The following is a 19,555-nucleotide window of genomic DNA, read 5'->3' as shown; positions in this document are numbered from 1 at the left end:
TGCGAGGTGGTGATCGGGGGGAACGCATTTGATCATGCAGAAAATGCCGGCCGCAAATATAACGGGAAAGCCCTTCGCCAAGTCCGAGGAACAACCTGCCGAGCCATTTTTCGTCAATGATGTCGCCGTGGACATCGCCAATCATTGTCTTGGCCACTTGCCCCTGACAGTAAGGGTGGAACCAAAGGTGATGGCGCTTTTGGTTATCCTGGCAAGGCACCCGCACGAGCTGGTCCGCCGGGATCAGTTGCTCGAACATATCTGGCCGGACGGTCTTGGCGGCGACGAGTCGCTGACTCGCCTAGTCTATCAGTTGCGACGGGCCTTTCGCTCCTTTCCGACACTCGCCAAGTCGATAGTGACGGTTTCCAAATCAGGGTACAGACTGGACGCAACCGTAACCGGCCTGGATGAAGACGGTACGGGCTGGCGATCGCATCCGGAAAGCAGCCGGGAATATAATCTCTCTGTGGCCGTGCTACCGGTGGCCGACCAGGACCGCCTGCCCCAAAATGAATATCTGGCCGATGGCATGAGCCGCGACCTGACCAGTTTCCTCGCGACCACCGCCATGCTTTTTGTCACCCCCTACAGTTCGGTTGCAGCGCTGCATGACCCCGACGATTCGCTGGGGGCGATTGCCCGCACGCTGGACTGCCGCTTTCTCCTAACCGGCAATTTCCGCAGGTGGGACGATAAGATCACGCTGCGCTTCGAGCTAATCGACACGCAGGACTCCTCGCTCGCATGGTCGGGCAAATATATTACGAATCTCGACCAGTTTTTCGAGGTGCAGAATGATGTTCTGCTGAGCGTGTCCACCGCGATTTCCACCCGGGTCAGATTTCCGCTGTCGCGGCCGGAGTTGCGGAGCAAGCCCTTCAAGAACGACATATACCACATATTGCAGATGACGGAGACCCTGCGATATCGCTACGGGAAGGAAGTGGCCCAGGAGATCGTCAGGCTTTGCCGGGAGGGTCTCGCGATCGACCCTGATCATGCTGTCCTGCGGGCAAATCTGGCGGTGCAGCTTAGCCAGAATGTCGTCAGCCAGTGGGAAGCAGACCCGCAAGCAGCCGAGCGACTGGCGTTCGATCATATCGAGCATGCGCTGGCGATGGAACCGGCTAATCCAGATGTGATCGCCGGAGCCGGGATAGTCAACGCCATGTTCCACCGTCCGAGGGAAGCGCTCGTCTTCCTGCGACGGGCTCTCGACCTCGATCCGAACAAGGCCCATGCGCTGGCCGTGCTGGGGTGGCAGACCTGTCTGGTGGAATCCAATCCCGAAGGGATAGGGTTGATCGAATCCGCAGAGCAACGCGCACCGCATCATCCCCGTTTCGGTCTGTGGGCAACCTATCGGGCGTCGGGTCATCTGTTCATGCTAGACTATGCCTCCGCGGTGCCGGCTTGCAAACAGGCGATATTGCGAACCCCCAATTATTATCAGCCGCGCCTGTCGCTTGCTTGGGCGCTACTGGGTCTGGGCAAGGCCGATTTGTCACTGGCCGCCATTCGCGAGGCGGAGACATTCGAGGGTGATCAGATCGTTCCTAAATTTGTCGGGGAGATGAAGCAATGGTCGCTAAACTCCCCCAACGCGACCCAATGCGCCAAAGCGCTGGACGCTCTGATCCCGCTCTCGTCCGGCGAGAGCGGAACCCAGTCCTGATATTGCCAATCGGGACCACCAGCCATGCGCACCCGCCTCGCCATCTGCCGCAAGAAAAAGCGCTTTGCCACCGAGGCAGAAGCGACAGCCGCGGCACAAAGCGCCACCATCGACCTCCGCCCCTATCGCTGTGATCGCTGCTTTCACTATCATCTGACCAGCCGCACGAAAGGCAAGCGCCGGTTGCCCGCTTCCGGCTAAAGCCCGCCCCGGCCTGTTCGCAGACCGGACCCATCCAAGCTTCCACCGCGCCCAAAAGCGTCCGCCGAAAGCGCTTGCGTGGCGCTGCAAATTCCTGTCACAAACATGCAATAAATTTGCCATGAAAGGGCAACGATACCGTCATAGATCGCTCATCAATTGAAAAGTGATCCACAACAGAAAGGCTGAACTGATGAAATCCTCGATGCTCAAATCCATCGGCCTGCTGGCCGGCACCGCAGCGATTGCGCTCTATCCCTCATCGGCGATGGCCGCGCCGATTTCCGAGGAACAGGCCGCCGCCCTGCTCGCCAGGCTCAACCAGCTGGAGCAGGAAGTCGCCGATCTCAAGGCGCAGCTCGGCAATGTCAAGCAATCGCAGCAGGCCTCGACCAGCGCCCTTGCCGCCACCGATGCCAAGATTGCCGCGACCGAAGCGAAGCTGGAACAGCAACAGAAACCGGCCAAGATCGGCTGGAAGGGCGCGCCCGAGATCAAGGGCGACGGCGGCTGGAGCTTCAAGCCGCGCGGCCGGATATTGGTCGATGCCGGTACGGTCAGCGCTCCTGACAGCATTGTCGACCCCGGTCTGGGCTTCGGCAATGAAGCGCGGCGGATCCGGCTGGGCGCATCGGGCACCATCCCCGGCGGCTTCGGCTACAAGCTGGAAGCGGATTTTGCCGACAATGACGTCGACCTGACCGATGTCTTTCTGACCTATGAAACCGGCGGTCTGACGATGACACTCGGTCAACACAATAATTTCCAGAGCCTGGAAGAGCTGTCGAGCAGCAACGACACCAGCTTTATCGAGCGCGCGGCCTTTACCGATGCCTTCGGTTTCCAGCGGCAGCTCGGCATCTCCGCGCAATATGGCGTATCGGACCTGCTGTTTCAGGCCGGTGTGTTCACCGACAATATCGGTGATCTGACCAATGACGAGAACAATAGCATCGGCTTTGACCTGCGCGCGGTGGCGATGCCGAAATTCGGCGATGTCCAGACCCACTTCGGCGCGTCATACCATTACAAGGATCTTGGCGATGCGATCACTGCGCGCCGCTATCGCCAGCGCCCGGCGGTGCATTTCACCGATAGGCGCTTTATCGACACCGGCGCTATTGCCAACGCCGAGTCCGAGACCAGTTACGGGCTGGAGGCTGCGCTGATCGCCGGGCGGTTCCATGCCGCGGGCGAAGCGCACTGGCTCAAGCTGAACCGCACCGGCACTCTCGCCGAGCCGACCTTCTTCGGCGGCGCGATCGAGGCCGGCCTGTTCCTGACCGACGATACGCGCGGCTACAAGGAAGGCGTGTTCAAGGGCGTGAAGGTGGCCAATCCGGTTGACCAGGGCGGCATGGGCGCGTGGCAGGTCAATGTCCGCTACGACCGGCTCGATCTGGTCGATGCCGGCTTTATCGGGGGCACCCAGGATGCCTATCAGGCGTCGCTGATCTGGACGCCGGTCGACTATGTCCGGTTCCTGCTGTCCTATTCCAAGCTCGATTACGGCAATGCCGCGATCCTCGCGGCCGGCAGCGGCGATTATGATGTCGATGCGGTCGCCGGACGGTTCCAGATCAGCTTCTGATCGGCACCACCGGCGGTTAACGCGCCCGCCTATTCAATCAGCAGATTTTCCTTGTCGGCCCAGCTTGGCCCGGCAACGCTGTCGCCCTTGGTCCGGTCCGGCATCTGCCGGCCGGTCTCGGCGAAATAGCTGAGCTCGGCAATATTGGTGGCATGATCGCCGATCCGCTCGAGATTCTTGGCGATGAACAGAAGATGCGCGGATTCGCTGATATGCGCCGGATTTTCCATCATATAGGTGATGATCGAGCGGAAGAAGCTGGTGTAGAAATTGTCCAGCGTCTGGTCCCTCGCCCACACCGAAACCGCGAGATCAACATCGCCATCGGCGTAGCAGCGGAACGAGTCCGCAACCAGGTCGGCAGCGATTTTCGCCATTGACGGTAACAGCGCCACCGGTTCGATCTGGCGGCTGGAGTCCGCTACCAGCGGCACGCGCTTTGCGATATTCTTGGCATAATCCCCGATCCGCTCGGCAATGCTGGAAATCTTGAAGGTCGCGATCAGGTGGCGCAGATCATCCGCCATCGGTGCCCGCAGCGCGATGGTCTGGATCGACAGCGAGTCAATCCGCCGTTCCAGAGCGTCAATTTCCTGGTCATCGGCGACGACCGATTGCGCCAGCGCCAGATCATTTTTTTCCAGCGCCGTGATCGACCGGGTGATGGCATTGGTGCTCTTGTCACCCATCTCCAGTACCATGTCCCGAAGATTGTGAATTTCCGCATCGAATGCCGACACCGTATGCTGGAGGTTGGTGAGATTCATCAGATTTCCTTGTTACGCTTTCTATATTGTAACAAAAATGTCATATAAATGGCAAATCTTTTGCAAAACCTGCCTTAAACCTCTGTTTTTAGAGCATAAAAAAGGGGCCGTTGTTGCCAACAGCCCCTTATATTCAGCGCCGGAGTTATGCGATCGTCCGGCGCTATTTTCGTGGATCCACCAACCCTGGCGGGTCTCCTATTTCAACACGTCCTTGGTCAGCAGAGGCAGGTTTTTCGCCGCTTCCAGCATTGATGCGTGGGTCGCTTCTGGCGAAGCAATCAGACCAGCCTTGACCAGATAGCCATCACGGGTACCGGCTTTGACGAATTCCGTGACATATTCCTGAATGCCAGGGATGACGCCGACATGCTGTTTCTTGACATAGATATACAGCGGACGGGCGCCTGGATATTCGCCGGATGCAATCGCGTCATAATCCGGTGCAACGCCCGAGATCGAGATGCCGCGCACCGTATCCATATTTTCTTCAAGGAAGCTGTAGCCAAAGATACCAACCGCGTTCGGATTGGCTTTCAGTTTCTGCACGATCAGATTGTCGTTCTCGCCGGCATCCAGATATGGGCCATCGGTGCGGATTTCATGGCAGATCAGCTCATATTCGTCCTTGTTGCTGTCCTTGAGCGCCTTGGTCGCCGGATCGGTCTTGCAACCGACTTCCATGATCAGTTCGGTCAGCGCGTCACGCGTACCGGACGTCGATGGCGGGCCGTAGACGCTGATCGGAATCGATGGCAGCGATGGATCGATATCAGACCATTTCTCGTTGGTATTTTCCTTGCCGTACGGCTTGGCGGCAATCGCCTCGTAAATCTGCTTCGGAGTCAGAACGAAGCTTGGACCTTCCTTCGATTGAGCGACCGCAATGCCGTCGATACCGACGGTGATCTCAACGATATCGGTGACACCGTTGGTCTGGCAGAGGTCAAATTCCGATGCCTTCATCCGGCGTGATGCATTCTCGATATCGGGCGTGTCAGCGCCAACGCCGGAACAGAACAGGCTCATGCCAGCGCCGGTTCCGGTCGATTCCAGAACAGGTGCCTTGTAGGTGCCGGAATTGACGAAATTTTCCGATACGGCTTTCGCGAAGGGAAAGACGGTCGAGGATCCGACAATGCGGATCTGGTCGCGGCTGCCACCGCCGCCGCTGCCGCCAGCCTGGTTGTCACAGCCCGCCAGTGCCAGCGCAGCCATTGCGATTAATGCAAATTTGGTTTTCATCCGTAATTCCTTGTTCAAGGTTCGTTTCGCCCGGTCCAATCCCGGGCGGCCTTCTGAGCATGCCATCTACCGGTGCTCAATGACCGTTGGATTACATATATATTTCACTATTGTTGCAGCAGCCGCCGCCGGTCGCAGCGCCTAGCGCGGAACCCTTTGCATGGATTCGAGCGGCGGGCTGTCCGATGTCGCATGGAGTATTTTAACGCGCTCGAACCCGAGCCCGTTGTAAAAGCGCCGGTTCGCCGGGTTGCTGTTTTCCAGATAGGCCATCGTGCCGGTGGAATCGCAGGCATCCAGGACCGGCTTGATCAGACGCCGGCCCAGCCCCCTGCCCCGTGCGGCGCTGGTGACGCCAACCGTGAACAGATAGGCATGACGCGCCTGCGGATGGTGTCTGGCCATGACGTCCTCGGCGGCTTTGCCACGCATCAGCGCTGCAGTGCCGCCGCTGGCAAAGAGACCCCAATAGGTCTTCAGCATTCCCCACAGATTCGCATCCGGACTATCGCCTGGCAACAACCACATGGCCGCAGCCAGATCTTCACCGTCTTCTTTCAAGATCTGGCAAAAGCCGCTTGGCACATAGATATGACGCGCAAGATTGACGAAAGTCCGATGCATCGGTTCAAACCCGCCGAAGACCCAGCTATTAAACGGATCATCCCGAAACGCATCCGCGGTAATAGCGGCCAGTGCAGCAACGCTCTCGCGCCCAACGGTGTGCACGCCCTCTGCGGGCTTGATATCCGATACCTTCAGCATCGGCGTCCAATCGAACGCCCGCTAATAAATACCGCCTTCGGCCTGAAGAAATTCATCGTCATTCCGCGCAGGCCGCCGATTGCGGCTGGCCTCCAAAGCCCGCTCACGGGCTGCGGCCCGTTCCGCAATCAACTGGGCCTTGCGGGCTTCCAGCCGCGCCAACAGCTCATCCTTGCGGATCGACCGGCGAGGCTCGGTTTCGGGCTTGAACACATCCCAGATGACAGCGGCTTTGGGCTCGTCGGTCGGCCAGCCGCCGTACACGCGCTTGCCGGTCCGGCGGTCAACACGCACCATCCGTACACCCTTAGGCGCGACAAACGGCGTTTTTGGCATGCCAGCCATCGCCTTTTCGGCAAACCGCCGGAAAACGGGCGCCGCGAGCGTCCCGCCTTGCGCATAACCACCCATATTGCGCGGTTGATCGAAGCCAAGGTAAACGCCTGCGACCATATCGGGCGATCCGCCAACGAACCAGACATTGGTCGGGCCGCTGGTGGTTCCGGTCTTGCCGAACAAGGGCCGGTCGAGACTGCGCAAATTCTGCGCGGTGCCGCGCGTGATCACTCCCTGCAGGATGTCGATCATCTGGTAAGCGGTCATTGGATCCATCAACTGTTTGCCTGATGGCCGGGGCCGGGGCATCGGCTGCCCATCCCAGTCGTCCATATTGCAATTGTCACAGACCCGCTGGTCGGCGCGAAAAATAACTTTGCCATGGCGGTCCTGGACAAAGTCAATCACCGTCGGATGCAATTCGCGGCCGTGGTTGGCGAGCATTGAATAGGCGTTGGTCAGCTTCATCACCGTGGTATCGCCCGCGCCCAGCGCAAATGCGAGATAGGGCTTATAGTCCCCGATGCCCATTGTCTTGATCGTCTTCACAACATTTTCCATGCCGGCGTCGTTCGCCGCGCGGATCGTCATCAGGTTGCGGGACTGCTCGACGCCCCAACGCAGCGTTTGCTGGCCAGCGCCGCGCGAATTGCCGAAGTTCCGGAAACATTTGCGTCCGAGAGAGGCCGACTGATACACGCAAAATGGCGCATCATCGATCAGCGTCGCCGGCGTCATCCCGTGTTCCAGCGCGGTGGCATAGACAAAGGGCTTGATCGTTGAACCGGGCTGACGCTCGGCCTGCGTCGCACGGTTGAACGAACTCATCCGGTCGTCAAACCCGCCCTGCATGGCCCAGATCCGGCCGTTGCGCGGATTTTGCACGACCATGCCGCCAGAGACTTCCGGAACATTTTCCAGCCGGTAACGGCTGCCGCCCAGCGGACTGACGGCTATGATATCTCCCGCCTTCAGCGCGCTCGGCACAGAATTGATCTGGCCTGTGGTCCCGTCCGAAAATCCGATCTCCGCTCCGCCACTGCCGGTGCCGATGGCGACGGCAATCTGCCAGTTGTCATAATCTGTCCCGATGAACGTCGATGAAAGCCGCTGAGCCCATTGATCGTCGATCTCGATCTTGGCGATCGGCCCGCTCCACCCCTTGCCGCTGCTGTAGCGCAGCAAGCCGCTGCGCAGTGCAGATTTGGTATATTCCTGCAATTCCGGATTCAGTGATGTGCGCACCCAAAGCCCGCCGGAATAGACGCTATAGGGGCCAGCCTTTTCATTCTCGCCAAATTGCTCAATCAACTGACGCCGGACTTCTTCAATGAAATAACCGCCGACCCGCTCAAAACGCGGTCCTGCACGCGAAATCGTTCCCAGCGGCTGCGCACTTGCTGTCTGATATTGCGCAGCGGTGATCCAGCCATTGTCGCGCATCTCTCCCAGCACCCAGTTGCGGCGTTTTATCGCACGCTCTTCGTGCACTTCCGGACGATAGTTGGACGGTCCCTTTGGCAAAATCGCGAGATAGGCAATTTCATGCAGGGCCAGCTCATCAACATCCTTGCCAAAATAGGCCTGGGCGGCGGCCTGAACCCCATAAGCGTTGCGACCGAGGAAAATCTGGTTGAGATAGAGCTCGAGGATTTCCTCCTTGGTCAGTACATCCTCAATCCGGTAGGCCAGGATCGCTTCGCGAACCTTGCGCCGGTAGGATACTTCGCTGCTCAGCAGCAGATTTTTCGCGACCTGCTGCGTGATCGTGGATGCCCCAACTGGTCGGCCGCTGTTCGAGATATTGGTGAGGATGGCCGTCGCGATACCGGGATAGTCCAGTCCGCCATGCTCGAAAAACGTGCGATCTTCGGCAGCCAGATAGGCCCGGACCAGCAGCGCGGGATATTCGGAAAATTCAAGCTGCACGCGCCGCTCGCGAGCGTAGCTGTGAACCGGCTCGCCGTCATAGGCGCGAACGACGGTCGGCAACGGTGGCTCATAGGTCTGCAGTGCGGTTGCGTCCGGCAAATCCCGAGCAAAGATCAGCCAGATGAGGAACCATCCCAGAATACAAAGCCCAAGGAACGCGACCAGCAGGCGAAACCATTTTTTCTGCCAGAGCGTTTCCACTCGCTCGAAAAAGCTGCCCGTGCTTCGCTCCAGCTTGTAGGCGAGGCTTTCTCCAGCCGTATCAGACGCATCATTTACCATAGGTTCGGCTATCTAAACCGCCTCGCGTCCATTTTCCAGCGATTATCGATGAAAAACGAGCGCCGCCCCGGGTCGGGACGACGCTCTTATCACGCGCGGATATTTTCCTCTAGCGCAGCGCCAGTTTCCGGGCAAAATGCGCCTCAATTGCACTGGCCACTCCCGCTGCAACCTTGCTTCTTCCCTGCCGGGAATTCAAAAATGCGACGTCGTCCTTGTTGGTAAGATATCCGGTTTCGAACAGGACCGACGGCGTATCCGGCGCTTTCAGGACGATCAGCGAAGCGAAACGGTGGGGAATTTTTCGGAATGCCATTTGCTGACGGGCTTCGCGGTGCAGCAATTTGGCAAAATCTGCGGAAACATTCATCGTCTCACGCTGCGTCAGGTCGATCAGGATCGAGGACACGTCATGCGTCGCGCCGCCAAGATTGACGCCATTGATGATGTTGGCCTTGTTTTCGCGGGCGGCCAGTTTCGCCGCTTCCCGGTCGGAAGCTACTTCCGACAGCGTATAGACCGTAGCGCCCGACGCTGACTGATTGCCGGCAGCATCGGCGTGAATGGACAGGAACAGATCCGCCCCGAGCCGTCGGGCAATGCCGTACCGTTCTTCGAGCACGAGGAAGGAGTCGGTATCACGGGTCAATGCCACGCGCACCTGGCCACCGGCGATCAGCCGATCGCGGACCGCTAGTGCAATCGCCAGGACCACATTCTTCTCGTAGGTTCCGCCGTGCGGCGATACCGTGCCCGGATCATGGCCACCATGGCCGGCATCAATGACCACCAGCGGTCTGTTCGGGTCATCCGGCCCGTATATTTTCGGCAAGCGGACAGAATCCTTGGGTTTGCCCAAGGGAACCTTGACGCTGTAGCTTTTGCGCGGTGGCTCTGCACGGAATTGTGCCGGTGGCAGGAACGACTGCCGGCTGGCGTGAATCTGCCCCTCACCCACGGACCGCAGACGCAGACTGAGGCTTTTTCCATCATGGGAGAAACTGCCATCGGTGATCACCGCGGGCTGTTCCAGATCGAACACGACACGAGCAGTGTCGGGCGTAAATTGTCCCTGGCGGACGCCCTTGACGATCCCTCTTGCAGAACCGCCCTGCCCGGCCTTGCCGCCGCGAATATCAACAGCAATCCGGTCAGGACCCACCAGGGAGAAGGTGGAAACTTCTTCGACCACATCGTCAAACGCGATCGTAATATGCGAACCGTCGGCTTCGATCCGGCTGATCGAGCCCGCTTGCGCCGGATGAACCGACAATAATGCAGATGCCAATATGGTTGCCAGTGCCATGGCCTGCTTATGCATCCTGCGGGCCTTTTTGGTCCAGTCAAATTTCATATATTGCGGTGTCCTGAATGAATTGCACTATCGAACGGTGTGAACATCAAATTAAGGATGCATTCGTAAAGCGCAGTGAAACGACGCGGTTAACGGACTGTTAGGGAAGAAAAGAGGCCGACCAGGACCCGCAACTAAGTTTCTGAACTATGACGTTTTAGTTGCCGACCACCGCAAGCAGTGCTAGCAATCGACTGAGCCTTTCCGGATCCGTCCGGGAGTGGCTTATCAAAATGCCGGAAATCATCCGGCATACACCAGGTTGACGCAACATGAGGCATGACATCTCCGACTTTGAAGCTCTCCAGACGGGAGGCGCTTCCTTGGGCGGAAAGACTTTGGCTAACGGCCAGAGCCATGCGGTTGTTGCAGAAGCATTTTTATCTGAAATATTTGAAATCAACCGGATGACGTCGCCCGCCCCTCATCAAAGGACCGCGCGCACAGAACCGTCATCCCTATTATATCGCATGGCCCCGCCGGGCATCGACCCGGGGCTCCATGTCAGGAGACTATTGAATGACTACGCGCATGCTAATCGACGCGCGCCACCAGGAAGAAACCCGGGTGGCGGTCGTAAAAGGAAACAAGATTGAGGAATTCGATTTTGAATCTTCCGAGCATAAACAGCTCAAAGGCAATATCTATCTAGCGAAAGTCACCCGCGTCGAACCGTCGCTGCAGGCTGCTTTTGTCGATTATGGCGGCAACCGCCACGGCTTTCTGGCCTTTTCCGAAATCCACCCCGACTATTATCAGATTCCGACAGAAGACCGCGAGCGGCTGTTGGCTGAAGAAGCCGAACATGCGGCAGAGGAAGCCGCCCTGCGCGCGCAGGAAGAGGAAGAGGACGACGCGCCAGCCGATATGGTGCGCAGCGAAGCCACAGAAGAACTCGATACCGCGCTGGTGGAAGTCGACAAGGATGACAGCGTCGACACGATCGACGTCACCGAAGGCGAAATTCCGCAGGAAAATCCTGGCGATGACGAAGACGACGAGGACGACGACTCCGACGAGGATGATGATTCGTCGGAAGACAGCGCGGACGGCAAGAACAAGGGTGGCCGTCGCGGCCGTGGTGGCCGCAACAAGGGTCGCGGCAAAGGCAACATGCCCAAGGCCAGCGACCAGGCGCGCCAGAAGCGTATGGCGCTGCGCAAACGCTACAAGATTCAGGACGTTATTCAGCGCCGGCAGGTTGTGCTCGTCCAGGTCGTCAAGGAAGAACGCGGCAACAAGGGCGCTGCGCTCACCACCTATCTCAGCCTGGCCGGTCGCTATTGCGTATTGATGCCGAACACGTCTCACGGCGGCGGCATCAGCCGGAAGATCAACAATGCTGGCGATCGAAAGCGTCTCAAATCGATCATCGCCGACCTCAAATTGCCAACCAGCATGGGCTGCATTGTCCGCACCGCTGGCCTGTCCCGCACCAAGCCTGAAATCAAGCGCGACTTCGATTATCTTGCCAGGCTGTGGGATGAGATCCGCGAAAAGACGCTGAGCGCAACGGCACCAAGCCTGATCCACAGCGACAGCGATCTGGTCAAGCGCGCGATCCGCGACATTTACAATCGCGAGATTGAAGAAGTGCTTGTCGAAGGCGCCAGCGGCTATACGGCGGCGAAGAATTTCATGAAATTGCTGATGCCAAGCCACAGCAAACGCGTGAAGAGCTACGCCGACCCGGTTTCGCTGTTCCAGCGTTATGGCGTCGAAGACCAGCTGTCGGCGATGTACTCGCCGGAAGTGCAGCTGAAATCCGGTGGCTATCTGGTGATCAATCCGACCGAGGCACTGGTGTCGATCGACATCAACTCCGGTCGCTCGACCCGCGAGCACGGCATCGAGGCGACCGCAGTCAAGACCAATATGGAAGCCGCCGCCGAGATCGCTCGGCAGCTGCGCCTGCGCGACATGGCCGGCCTCGTCGTGATCGATTTCATCGACATGGACCGCACCGGCAATGTCCGCAAAGTTGAGCGCGCGATGCGCGATGCGCTGAAAAACGACCGGGCCCGCATCCAGGTCGGACGCATATCCAGCTTTGGTCTGATGGAAATGAGCCGCCAGCGCCTGCGCACCGGCGTTCTGGAGGCCTCGACCAAGGTCTGCCCGCATTGTGAAGGAACCGGACTGGTGCGGACGGCATCCTCTGCAGCGCTGTCCGTCCTGCGCCTGCTGGAAGAGGAAGCCGCCAAGGGCAAGGCAAGCCAGATCACTCTGCGCACCAGCCAGGAAGCGTGCATTTACGTGCTGAACAGCAAGCGTCACGAGATTGAGGATATTGAAAAACGCTACGGCGTCTCGATCGAAATCGTGCCCGATGGGGAGACCGAAGGGGCGCGGATGGACATCCAGACCTCTGGCAGTCCGCCAAAAAACATGCCGAAGTTCGAACCCATTGTCGATGATGACGACGATGATGACGATATCGCGGACGAGACCGAAGCCTCCGACGGCGAGCAGCGGCAGTCGGACTCCCGCGATGACGGCGGAGATCGCCCGAAACGCAAACGGCGGCGGCGCGGCAGACGCAATCGCGGCGGCGATCGTTCGGATTCTGGTAATACTGAAAATGCCGGTTCGGACAATTCCGGCGAAGCCGAAGCACAGGCAAGCGAAACGGACAGCTCGGACAAGGCCGACAAGCCTGCACCCAAGACCCGCCGCAGCAGCGCCCGCAAGGCGGATGCTGCACCCGACGCGAACGCCGAAGCCGATGGCGAGGACAAAGCCGAGCCAAAGCCGCGCGGCAGACGCCGTACTGCAAAAAGCGAGGCCCCGGCCGAGCAGCCTGAAGCCAGCAAGGAAGACGGTGCCGAAGCGGCTGAAGAAAAGCCGAAACGGCGTCGCGCACCGCGCAAGCCAAAGGCCGACGCCGCAGCCTCTGCGCCTGAGGCCAAGGGCGAAACCACCGAAGAAACCACGGCCAAAAAGCCGGCGGCAAAACGGGCTCCACGGTCACGTGCCAAAAAGGCTGACAATGCCGAGACCGCTGACAAGGCGGCATCGGTAGCGACAGAGGACGCGAAAGAAGCCAAGGAAAAGACGCCAGCCAAGCCGCGCAAATCCAGGGCAGCGGCCAAACCGAAAGACGAGACAGCGGCCAAGCCAAAAGACGAAGCCGTCGCCAAAGCATCGGACAGCGATGCCAAGGAATCGAGCGATGAGAAGCCCCGTCAGGGCTGGTGGCAACGCACGTTCGGATAAAAAACTATAGGCCGTTCCCGCCCGAATATCGGGCGGGAACGGCCTTGGTTTCATCCATGGTTCAGGCAGCTAGTGGCAGGGGAAGACTTTAACCGGACTTAGATGCTTAGGAATTCCATGCGCAATTTGCTTGCTGTCCCATTTTCCCGCATTTGCCTGCGATCCGCTGGCCGGTCGATCCGTTTCATGGTCGCGTTGCTGGCGATAGTGTCGATCACGGCGCAGCCGGTCGCCGCTCAATCCATCCTGCGCGATGCAGAGACGGAAGCTCTCTTTACCGATATGGTGGCACCGCTGGTGGCCGTATCCGAACTCGACGCTGACGAGGTGGAAGTCGTCCTGATCAATGATCGTCAGATTAACGCTTTTGTCGCTGGCGGTCAGCGAATTTATTTCTACTCCGGCCTTATCGAAACCGCCGACACCGCGAATGAAGTGCAAGGCGTTATGGCCCATGAGCTTGGCCATATCACCGGCGGACATATCATCCGGTTCGACGAGGGCGTAAAAACCGCTACCGGCATCACCGTACTCAGTCTCCTTCTGGGGGCGGCGGCGATCGCTGCTGGTGCTGGCGATGCCGGAATGGGCATATTGGCCGCGGGTCAGCAAGCCGCAATGGGCAAGTTTCTGGCCTTCAGCAGAGTGCAGGAACGGTCGGCGGACTCGGCGGGCGCACGCTATCTGTCTGCCGCAGGCATATCCGGCAGAGGCTCGATCGATTTTTTCAAGAAGCTGCAAAATTATGAATTCCGCCTCGGAATCCCGCAAGAGGACAGCTACGGGCGAACCCATCCTCTATCGGGCGAACGCGTAACCCTGCTCCGCGACGTTTATCAAAAGGACCCGGCCTGGGACAAACCGTCAGACCCCGAGATTGAAGCACGGTTCCAGCGGGTGAAGGCCAAGCTGCTCGGCTATACTGCTGAACCGGCCGTCACCTTGCGCGAATATCCCGAGAGCGATCAGAGCGTCCCTGCCCGCTATGCACGGGCCTATGCCTGGCACAAGAGCGCCTATCCGGATCGGGCTCTCTATGAGGTCAACAATCTCCTCAAAACCGCACCGAATGATCCCTATTTCCTCGAATTGCAGGGCCAGATTCTGCTCGAGTCCGGCAAGCCGGATGAAGCGCTGCAGGCGCTGCGCAAGTCCGTCCATTTGACCAACAACCAGCCGCTGATCGCGAGTCTGTTTGGCCATGCCCTGATCGCCACCGAAGACCCGCAATATCTCGATGAGGCGGCGAAGGTCCTGAAAGCGGCAGTCAACAAGGACAATCGCAACCCCTTCGCCTGGTACCAGCTCGGCGTTGTCTATTCCCAGCAAGGCGATATCGCGCGCGCCCAGCTGGCGACGGCAGAAAGTTCGTTGCTCGAACGAAATTACGCGAGCGCCATCCGCAGCTCGCAGATTGCCATGGCCGGTATTCCTGAAAACACCCCCGACTGGATCCGTGCCCAGGATATTTCGTTTATTGCCAAGGCCGAATTTGAGAAAAACAACCGCCGCCGCCGCTAGCCCATATCTATGGTTTGGGCTGGACAAGCGGTGCGACCATCGCCAATGCCCTCCTGCAACGAAAGAAGCCGATTGTGGATGATAACAAAAACAGAAAGTGGATGATTATGGCGGGTGGCGGACTGGCCATAGCGGCAGCATTGAGTGTCTGGTTCTGGCAGACCAGCAGCACGGCCTCAACGCAAGCAGCGACCGAAGCGGCATTGGCTGCGGGTTTTGATGCGAAAGAGCAAAAGGCGATCGAAGCGATCGTCCGCGATTATATCCTGAAAAATCCCGAAATCATTCCGGAAGCGGTCGAGCTGCTGCAAAACCGTCAAAAGGCTTCCGCTATTGATGAGGTGCGCGACCAGATCGAAAAGCCGTTCGCCGGGGCGGCATTTGCGGGCAATCCCGATGGCGACGTAGTCGTTGTCGAATATTCCGATTTTAACTGCCCCTATTGCAAGCAAACAGAGCGCGACATCGCCAAACTTATTGCGGAAGACAAGAATGTCAAAGTGGTATTCCGCGAGCTTCCGATTCTCAGTGAAGCCAGCAATGACGCCGCTCTCATGGCCCTCGCGGCGGCGAAACAGGGCAAATATTACGCGTTTCACAAAACCATGTTCGCCACCGGCCGGCCAACACCCTCGACAATAGAGGCGGCGGCAAATGAAGTCGGACTGGACATGGCTGCGGCGCGGGCCTTCATCAAGTCGCCCGAGGCGAAAAAGGAAATCGAAAACAATATCGCTATCGCCCGGAAACTGCGCTTCACCGGCACACCCGCCTGGGTGATCGGCGATCAGTCAGAAGTCGGCGCGGTGGGCTATGATGGACTCAAAGAGATGATCGCAAAAGCCCGCGCTGCCAATTAAGCGGCAGACGGCTTGCCCTTGAAGCCCTGGGCAATCACATACCATTCTGACGATCCCTTGCGGCTCGCTGGCGGCTTGGCATGTTTGACCACATCGAAATGCTGCTTGAGCAGCGTCAGCAGCTCATTGTCGGTCCCGCCCGCCAGAACCTTGGCAACAAACGCGCCGCCTTCCTGCAGATTATCAACCGCGAAATAGGCACCGGCTTCGACCAGCCCCATTGTCCGCAAATGATCGGTTTGCTGATGGCCAACCGTATTTGCCGCCATATCCGACAGCACCAGATCCGGCTTGCCGCCTAGGGCTTCGATCAGCATGTCCGGTGCCGCATCGTCCATGAAATCCATCTTGAAAATCGTCACCCCATCGATCGGGTCGACATCCAGCAGATCAATTCCGACGACAGCCGCCTTTGGGGCAAATTTTCGCATCACCTGCGCCCAGCCACCCGGTGCGATGCCCAGATCGACAACCGCCTTGGCGTTGCGCACCAGTTTGAATCGCTCGTCGAGTTCCAGCAGCTTGTAGGCAGCACGAGAGCGATAGCCCTCTGCCTTCGCCTTTTTGACATAAGGGTCGTTCAACTGCCGTTCGAGCCAACGGGTCGATCCGATCTTCCGCCCCTTGGCGGTTTTGACTCTCTGTTTGCCTCCTGATCTGCCCCGGCTCATCAGACAGCGCGCCGTTCGTTGGCCGACATCAGCGAGCGCAATATGCCTTCGCGAATGCCGCGATCCGCGACGCCGACTCGGGTCGCTGGCCAGATATCGAGTATCGATTCAAGGATCGCACAGCCGCCAACGACCAGATCGGCCCGTTCGCGACCGATACACGGGATATCCGCGCGCTCGTCCGGCGAGGCGTGAGCCAGCATATTGCTGATTTCCCGCATCGATTCCGTGGGCACGATCAGGCCATCGATAACTTTGCGGTCATATTGCGGCAGTTTCAGATGCAGGCTGGCAAGCGTGGTCACCGTACCGCTGGTACCCAGGAGCCGGTAATCGCACCGGTCCACCCGCGGCAAGCGTTCGGCGAAGCTGGCGAAACTGTCCCTGACCCGTGCCCGCATCGCTGCAAAGGCCGCGCGCCGCGCTGCCGGGTCGTTGCCATCGAACTTTTCGCTTTCGGTTAGAGAGACAACACCCCAGGGCGCGCTCTGCCAGTCGATAATCTCGGGCGCAGAACCGCTGGTGTCGACCAGCACAAGCTCGGTCGAGCCGCCGCCAATATCAAAGATCAGCGCTGGCCCCTCGCCTGGCTCCAGCAAGATCTGGCAGCCCAGAACCGCCAGCCGCGCCTCTTCTTCCGCCGTGATCACGTCAAGCGCAATGCCGGTTTCGCGCCGAACCCGTTCGATAAACTTGTCGCCATTGCTGGCTCGCCGGCAAGCCTCGGTCGCAACCGACCGGGCAAGCGTAACATTGCGCCGCCGCAACTTGTCTGCACAGATGGAAAGCGCCGCAACCGCCCTGTCCATTGCGCGGTTGCTGATCTGACCGGTTTCAACCAGTCCTTCGCCGAGCCGCACTACGCGCGAGAAAGCATCGGTGACGATAAAACCATCCGAAGACGGCTTTGCCACCAGCAATCGGCAGTTGTTGGTTCCCAGATCGATAGCTGCATAGGAGCGCAGCTTCGGCCACCGCGCCGGTCCTGGACGGACGATAGGCGCATTACTGCCCTGTTTTTTATGTGTCGCCGCAGGTTTCGGGCGGGATTTCCTTGCGGATGATCCGCCTTTTTTATCATGCGGCGATGGGGATGCGTGATCCGCCATAACCGTACTCTTATATTCTCCGGATCGGATAATACCGCCGGTACTTGGTTGCGAAGATAACGTCGCTATGCGCCCGGCGCAAGGGGCGGTAACCATGTCGCATGGAAAATATAATATGCGGTCACTATTGCCGCCCTCAGCGACCTCAACCTATCTTGGCTGACCATCACCAAAGGGGTTGACCCGCAGCCGCTCCCTGCCTATTGCCCCGCACCGGCACTCCCCTGTCGTATAATGGTAATACCACGGACTCTGACTCCGTTAATTGAGGTTCGAATCCTCACGGGGGATCCAATATTTCTCCTCAGATCAGCATAGCGGAAAAGGCCAAAGGCGCGGCACAGCGCGGCGTACGCACGCGCGGTTCGGTCCAAATGACCTGATCAACCGGCCCAAATATCCGTTTAAGAGAAAGCCTGGCGCGGCACACGGCCCCTGAGCCTACCGCAGCAGCGACGGATCAGAAAACCGCAAATCGCTCCCCGATTCCGTCCTGCCGATCGCAGGCGAGCCACAGCTGCTGCAGCTCGCCCAGATGGTCGCTCTCAAACCGTTGCCCGGCTTAACGCTCCAGCCAGTCTTCCAGCGTTTCGTGAAAATAGCGCATCCGGCTTTCCTGTCCCGCAAGATAATCGCGCTGATAGCCTCTCGAGTGCAGGCCCTGCTGTTGCAGCGGCCAGATTTCGAGATCCTCGTCGATGGCCGGTCCGGCGGATACTTCCCCTGCCTTGCCCTGGACATGCTGCGCAGGCGTGTCGATCGAGACAAATTCGCCCATCACCCAGGAATAATATTCTGTCTCACCCTTCGGGAACAGCGTCATATACCACATGTCGAAATAGCATTTTTCCGGGTCGCTTTCATGCGGCCGGGCGCGCAGCCAGATATTGCCGTCCGGCTTGAGGCTGAACGACAGGTTCGGGAAAATCGTATAGTGCCAGTTATCGGTCAGCTGGTCGTCATGATAGCTCGAGAAATCATAGCCCTTGGATTCACCCAGCTTGCGCTTCTGCCGTTGCAGGTCCTTGCGGATATTGCGCGTCTTGCCGCCGCGATAATCGTCAGGGTTCAGCTCCCACCGCTTCAGCTCTTCGCTCAGCGATTCCAGCGTTTCCTTTTCCCCGCCCTTGATCGCTTCCGCCGGCCCGGCGCCCGGCATGAACATCCGGCAATGGCCTTCCGGATAATGATCGAACTGGCATTGATGGTGACTATACTCGATTACGAATTTCGACGACGGATGGACAAAGGGCACATGATAGGATTCGCTAAAATTATCCTGCACCAGCTTCCAGTTGAAATCGCCTTCGATCGTCACCCAGTGGGTCCGCCGCATGTCTTCCATCGGATAGGAATCGATCTGGTCCGCGATCGGCCCGAGAAATTCTCTTAGCGGCGAGCAGTCCTGATCCATATTGTACCAGACAAAACCGGCCCAGCTCTCGCACGGAATCTCGACCAGATTGAGTTTGCCGCACGGGCTGCCCTGCGCGAAATCGGCTTCGTCCGGAACCGCTTTCAGCGTTCCTTTCAGGTCATAGGCCCAGCCATGATAGGGGCAGGTCAATCGGCGCGTGTTGCCCGATGGTTCAGCCATCAGCTGCAGCCCGCGGTGCTGGCAGACGTTGTAAAAGGCCCGAATGACATCATCATCGCCGCGCGTTACCAGGATCCGCTCCCGGCCCAGCGACGTCGTGATATAGTCGCCGCGGTTTTCCAGTTCCCGCTTAAGTCCGGCGATCTGCCAGGTCCGGGTCCAAATCTTGTCCCATTCCCGGTCCATATAATCTTTGGAAAAATAGCGCTCCGGCGTGATCGGGTCACCGCGCAAAGTCGGCTCGGGTTGCTTTGAAATGTCCGCCCGTTGCCGGGTCATTTCACCAGGATCGCGGTCAGCCATGTTCTTCTCTCCTAATATTTTTCTTCCAGACGTTATTTGAAAATATCATAACATTTGAGCGATCCTATGAGCACTATTCTAATGATGAGCGCTGGCGCTCCAAGGTTATCGCCTGTCAGACAGCAGC

The 19,555-nt window shown here is 58.6% G+C and carries 14 protein-coding genes and 1 tRNA gene; 7 read left to right on the top strand and 8 right to left on the bottom strand.

Annotated features, from left to right (window positions below; all coding sequences use genetic code 11):
- The first annotated feature begins 34 nt into the window (after window positions 1-34).
- The 3 genes from ACN0WW_RS04865 (at window position 35) to ACN0WW_RS04855 (ending at window position 3,470) form a co-directional block, all read left to right on the top strand.
- The gene (locus ACN0WW_RS04865) at window positions 35-1,678 is read left to right on the top strand and encodes a winged helix-turn-helix domain-containing tetratricopeptide repeat protein (protein ID WP_417610492.1); all 1,644 of its coding nucleotides are present in this window, start codon (window positions 35-37) and stop codon (window positions 1,676-1,678) included.
- 24 nt (window positions 1,679-1,702) lie between these two features.
- A complete protein-coding gene (locus tag ACN0WW_RS04860) occupies window positions 1,703-1,879 on the top strand; it encodes a hypothetical protein (RefSeq protein WP_417609976.1) in 177 nt (58 codons plus the stop codon).
- Window positions 1,880-2,072: 193 nt separating this feature from the next.
- Window positions 2,073-3,470 carry a porin gene (locus tag ACN0WW_RS04855; protein ID WP_417609974.1) on the top strand — a complete coding sequence of 466 codons (1,398 nt, stop codon included), beginning with the start codon at window positions 2,073-2,075 and terminating at the stop codon, window positions 3,468-3,470.
- 29 nt (window positions 3,471-3,499) lie between these two features.
- Here the strand turns inward: ACN0WW_RS04855 and phoU are convergent, their stop codons facing one another.
- From phoU to ACN0WW_RS04830, 5 genes are all read right to left on the bottom strand, one after another.
- Window positions 3,500-4,237: a phosphate signaling complex protein PhoU gene (gene phoU, locus ACN0WW_RS04850; protein ID WP_417609973.1), complete on the bottom strand. Its 738-nt coding sequence runs from the start codon at window positions 4,235-4,237 to the stop codon at window positions 3,500-3,502.
- Window positions 4,238-4,435: 198 nt separating this feature from the next.
- Entirely contained in the window at window positions 4,436-5,482 is a 1,047-nt protein-coding gene (locus ACN0WW_RS04845) for a substrate-binding domain-containing protein (protein ID WP_417609971.1), read from the bottom strand.
- A gap of 141 nt (window positions 5,483-5,623) precedes the next feature.
- Window positions 5,624-6,247: a GNAT family N-acetyltransferase gene (locus ACN0WW_RS04840; RefSeq protein WP_417609969.1), complete on the bottom strand. Its 624-nt coding sequence runs from the start codon at window positions 6,245-6,247 to the stop codon at window positions 5,624-5,626.
- Window positions 6,248-6,268: 21 nt separating this feature from the next.
- A complete protein-coding gene (locus ACN0WW_RS04835) occupies window positions 6,269-8,797 on the bottom strand; it encodes a penicillin-binding protein 1A (RefSeq protein WP_417609967.1) in 2,529 nt (842 codons plus the stop codon).
- A 109-nt stretch (window positions 8,798-8,906) separates the two neighbouring features.
- Window positions 8,907-10,151, bottom strand: a complete 1,245-nt coding sequence (locus tag ACN0WW_RS04830) for an N-acetylmuramoyl-L-alanine amidase (RefSeq protein ID WP_417609965.1) — start codon at window positions 10,149-10,151, stop codon at window positions 8,907-8,909.
- Window positions 10,152-10,670: 519 nt separating this feature from the next.
- Between ACN0WW_RS04830 and ACN0WW_RS04825 the strand changes: the two genes are divergently transcribed.
- The 3 genes from ACN0WW_RS04825 to ACN0WW_RS04815 all read left to right on the top strand — a co-directional run bounded on the left by ACN0WW_RS04825 (window position 10,671) and on the right by ACN0WW_RS04815 (window position 15,748).
- Window positions 10,671-13,367 (top strand): Rne/Rng family ribonuclease, encoded by a 2,697-nt coding sequence (locus ACN0WW_RS04825; protein ID WP_417609963.1) that lies wholly within the window; start codon window positions 10,671-10,673, stop codon window positions 13,365-13,367.
- Window positions 13,368-13,484: 117 nt separating this feature from the next.
- Window positions 13,485-14,888 carry a M48 family metalloprotease gene (locus ACN0WW_RS04820; RefSeq protein ID WP_417609961.1) on the top strand — a complete coding sequence of 468 codons (1,404 nt, stop codon included), beginning with the start codon at window positions 13,485-13,487 and terminating at the stop codon, window positions 14,886-14,888.
- 74 nt (window positions 14,889-14,962) lie between these two features.
- A complete protein-coding gene (locus ACN0WW_RS04815; protein WP_417609959.1) occupies window positions 14,963-15,748 on the top strand; it encodes a DsbA family protein in 786 nt (261 codons plus the stop codon).
- Here the strand turns inward: ACN0WW_RS04815 and ACN0WW_RS04810 are convergent.
- Together ACN0WW_RS04810 and ACN0WW_RS04805 are read right to left on the bottom strand one after the other, a co-directional pair.
- Window positions 15,745-16,419: an RlmE family RNA methyltransferase gene (locus ACN0WW_RS04810; RefSeq protein WP_417609957.1), complete on the bottom strand. Its 675-nt coding sequence runs from the start codon at window positions 16,417-16,419 to the stop codon at window positions 15,745-15,747. The genes ACN0WW_RS04815 and ACN0WW_RS04810 overlap by 4 nt on opposite strands.
- Window positions 16,419-17,528, bottom strand: a complete 1,110-nt coding sequence (locus ACN0WW_RS04805; RefSeq protein WP_417609955.1) for a Ppx/GppA phosphatase family protein — start codon at window positions 17,526-17,528, stop codon at window positions 16,419-16,421. Before ACN0WW_RS04805 ends, ACN0WW_RS04810 begins: the two co-directional genes overlap by 1 nt.
- Window positions 17,529-17,748: 220 nt before the next feature.
- Between ACN0WW_RS04805 and ACN0WW_RS04800 the strand changes: the two genes are divergently transcribed.
- Window positions 17,749-17,822, top strand: a tRNA-Gln gene (locus tag ACN0WW_RS04800).
- A 268-nt stretch (window positions 17,823-18,090) separates the two neighbouring features.
- On the opposite strand, the gene ACN0WW_RS04795 is transcribed toward ACN0WW_RS04800, so the two are convergent.
- Entirely contained in the window at window positions 18,091-19,428 is a 1,338-nt protein-coding gene (locus ACN0WW_RS04795; RefSeq protein ID WP_417609953.1) for an aromatic ring-hydroxylating oxygenase subunit alpha, read from the bottom strand.
- Between the last annotated feature and the right edge of the window lie 127 nt (window positions 19,429-19,555).

It is taken from the genome of Parasphingorhabdus sp. (genome assembly GCF_048269865.1).
Lineage (GTDB): Bacteria > Pseudomonadota > Alphaproteobacteria > Sphingomonadales > Sphingomonadaceae > Parasphingorhabdus.
This window is presented reverse-complemented; position numbering and strand designations above follow the sequence as displayed.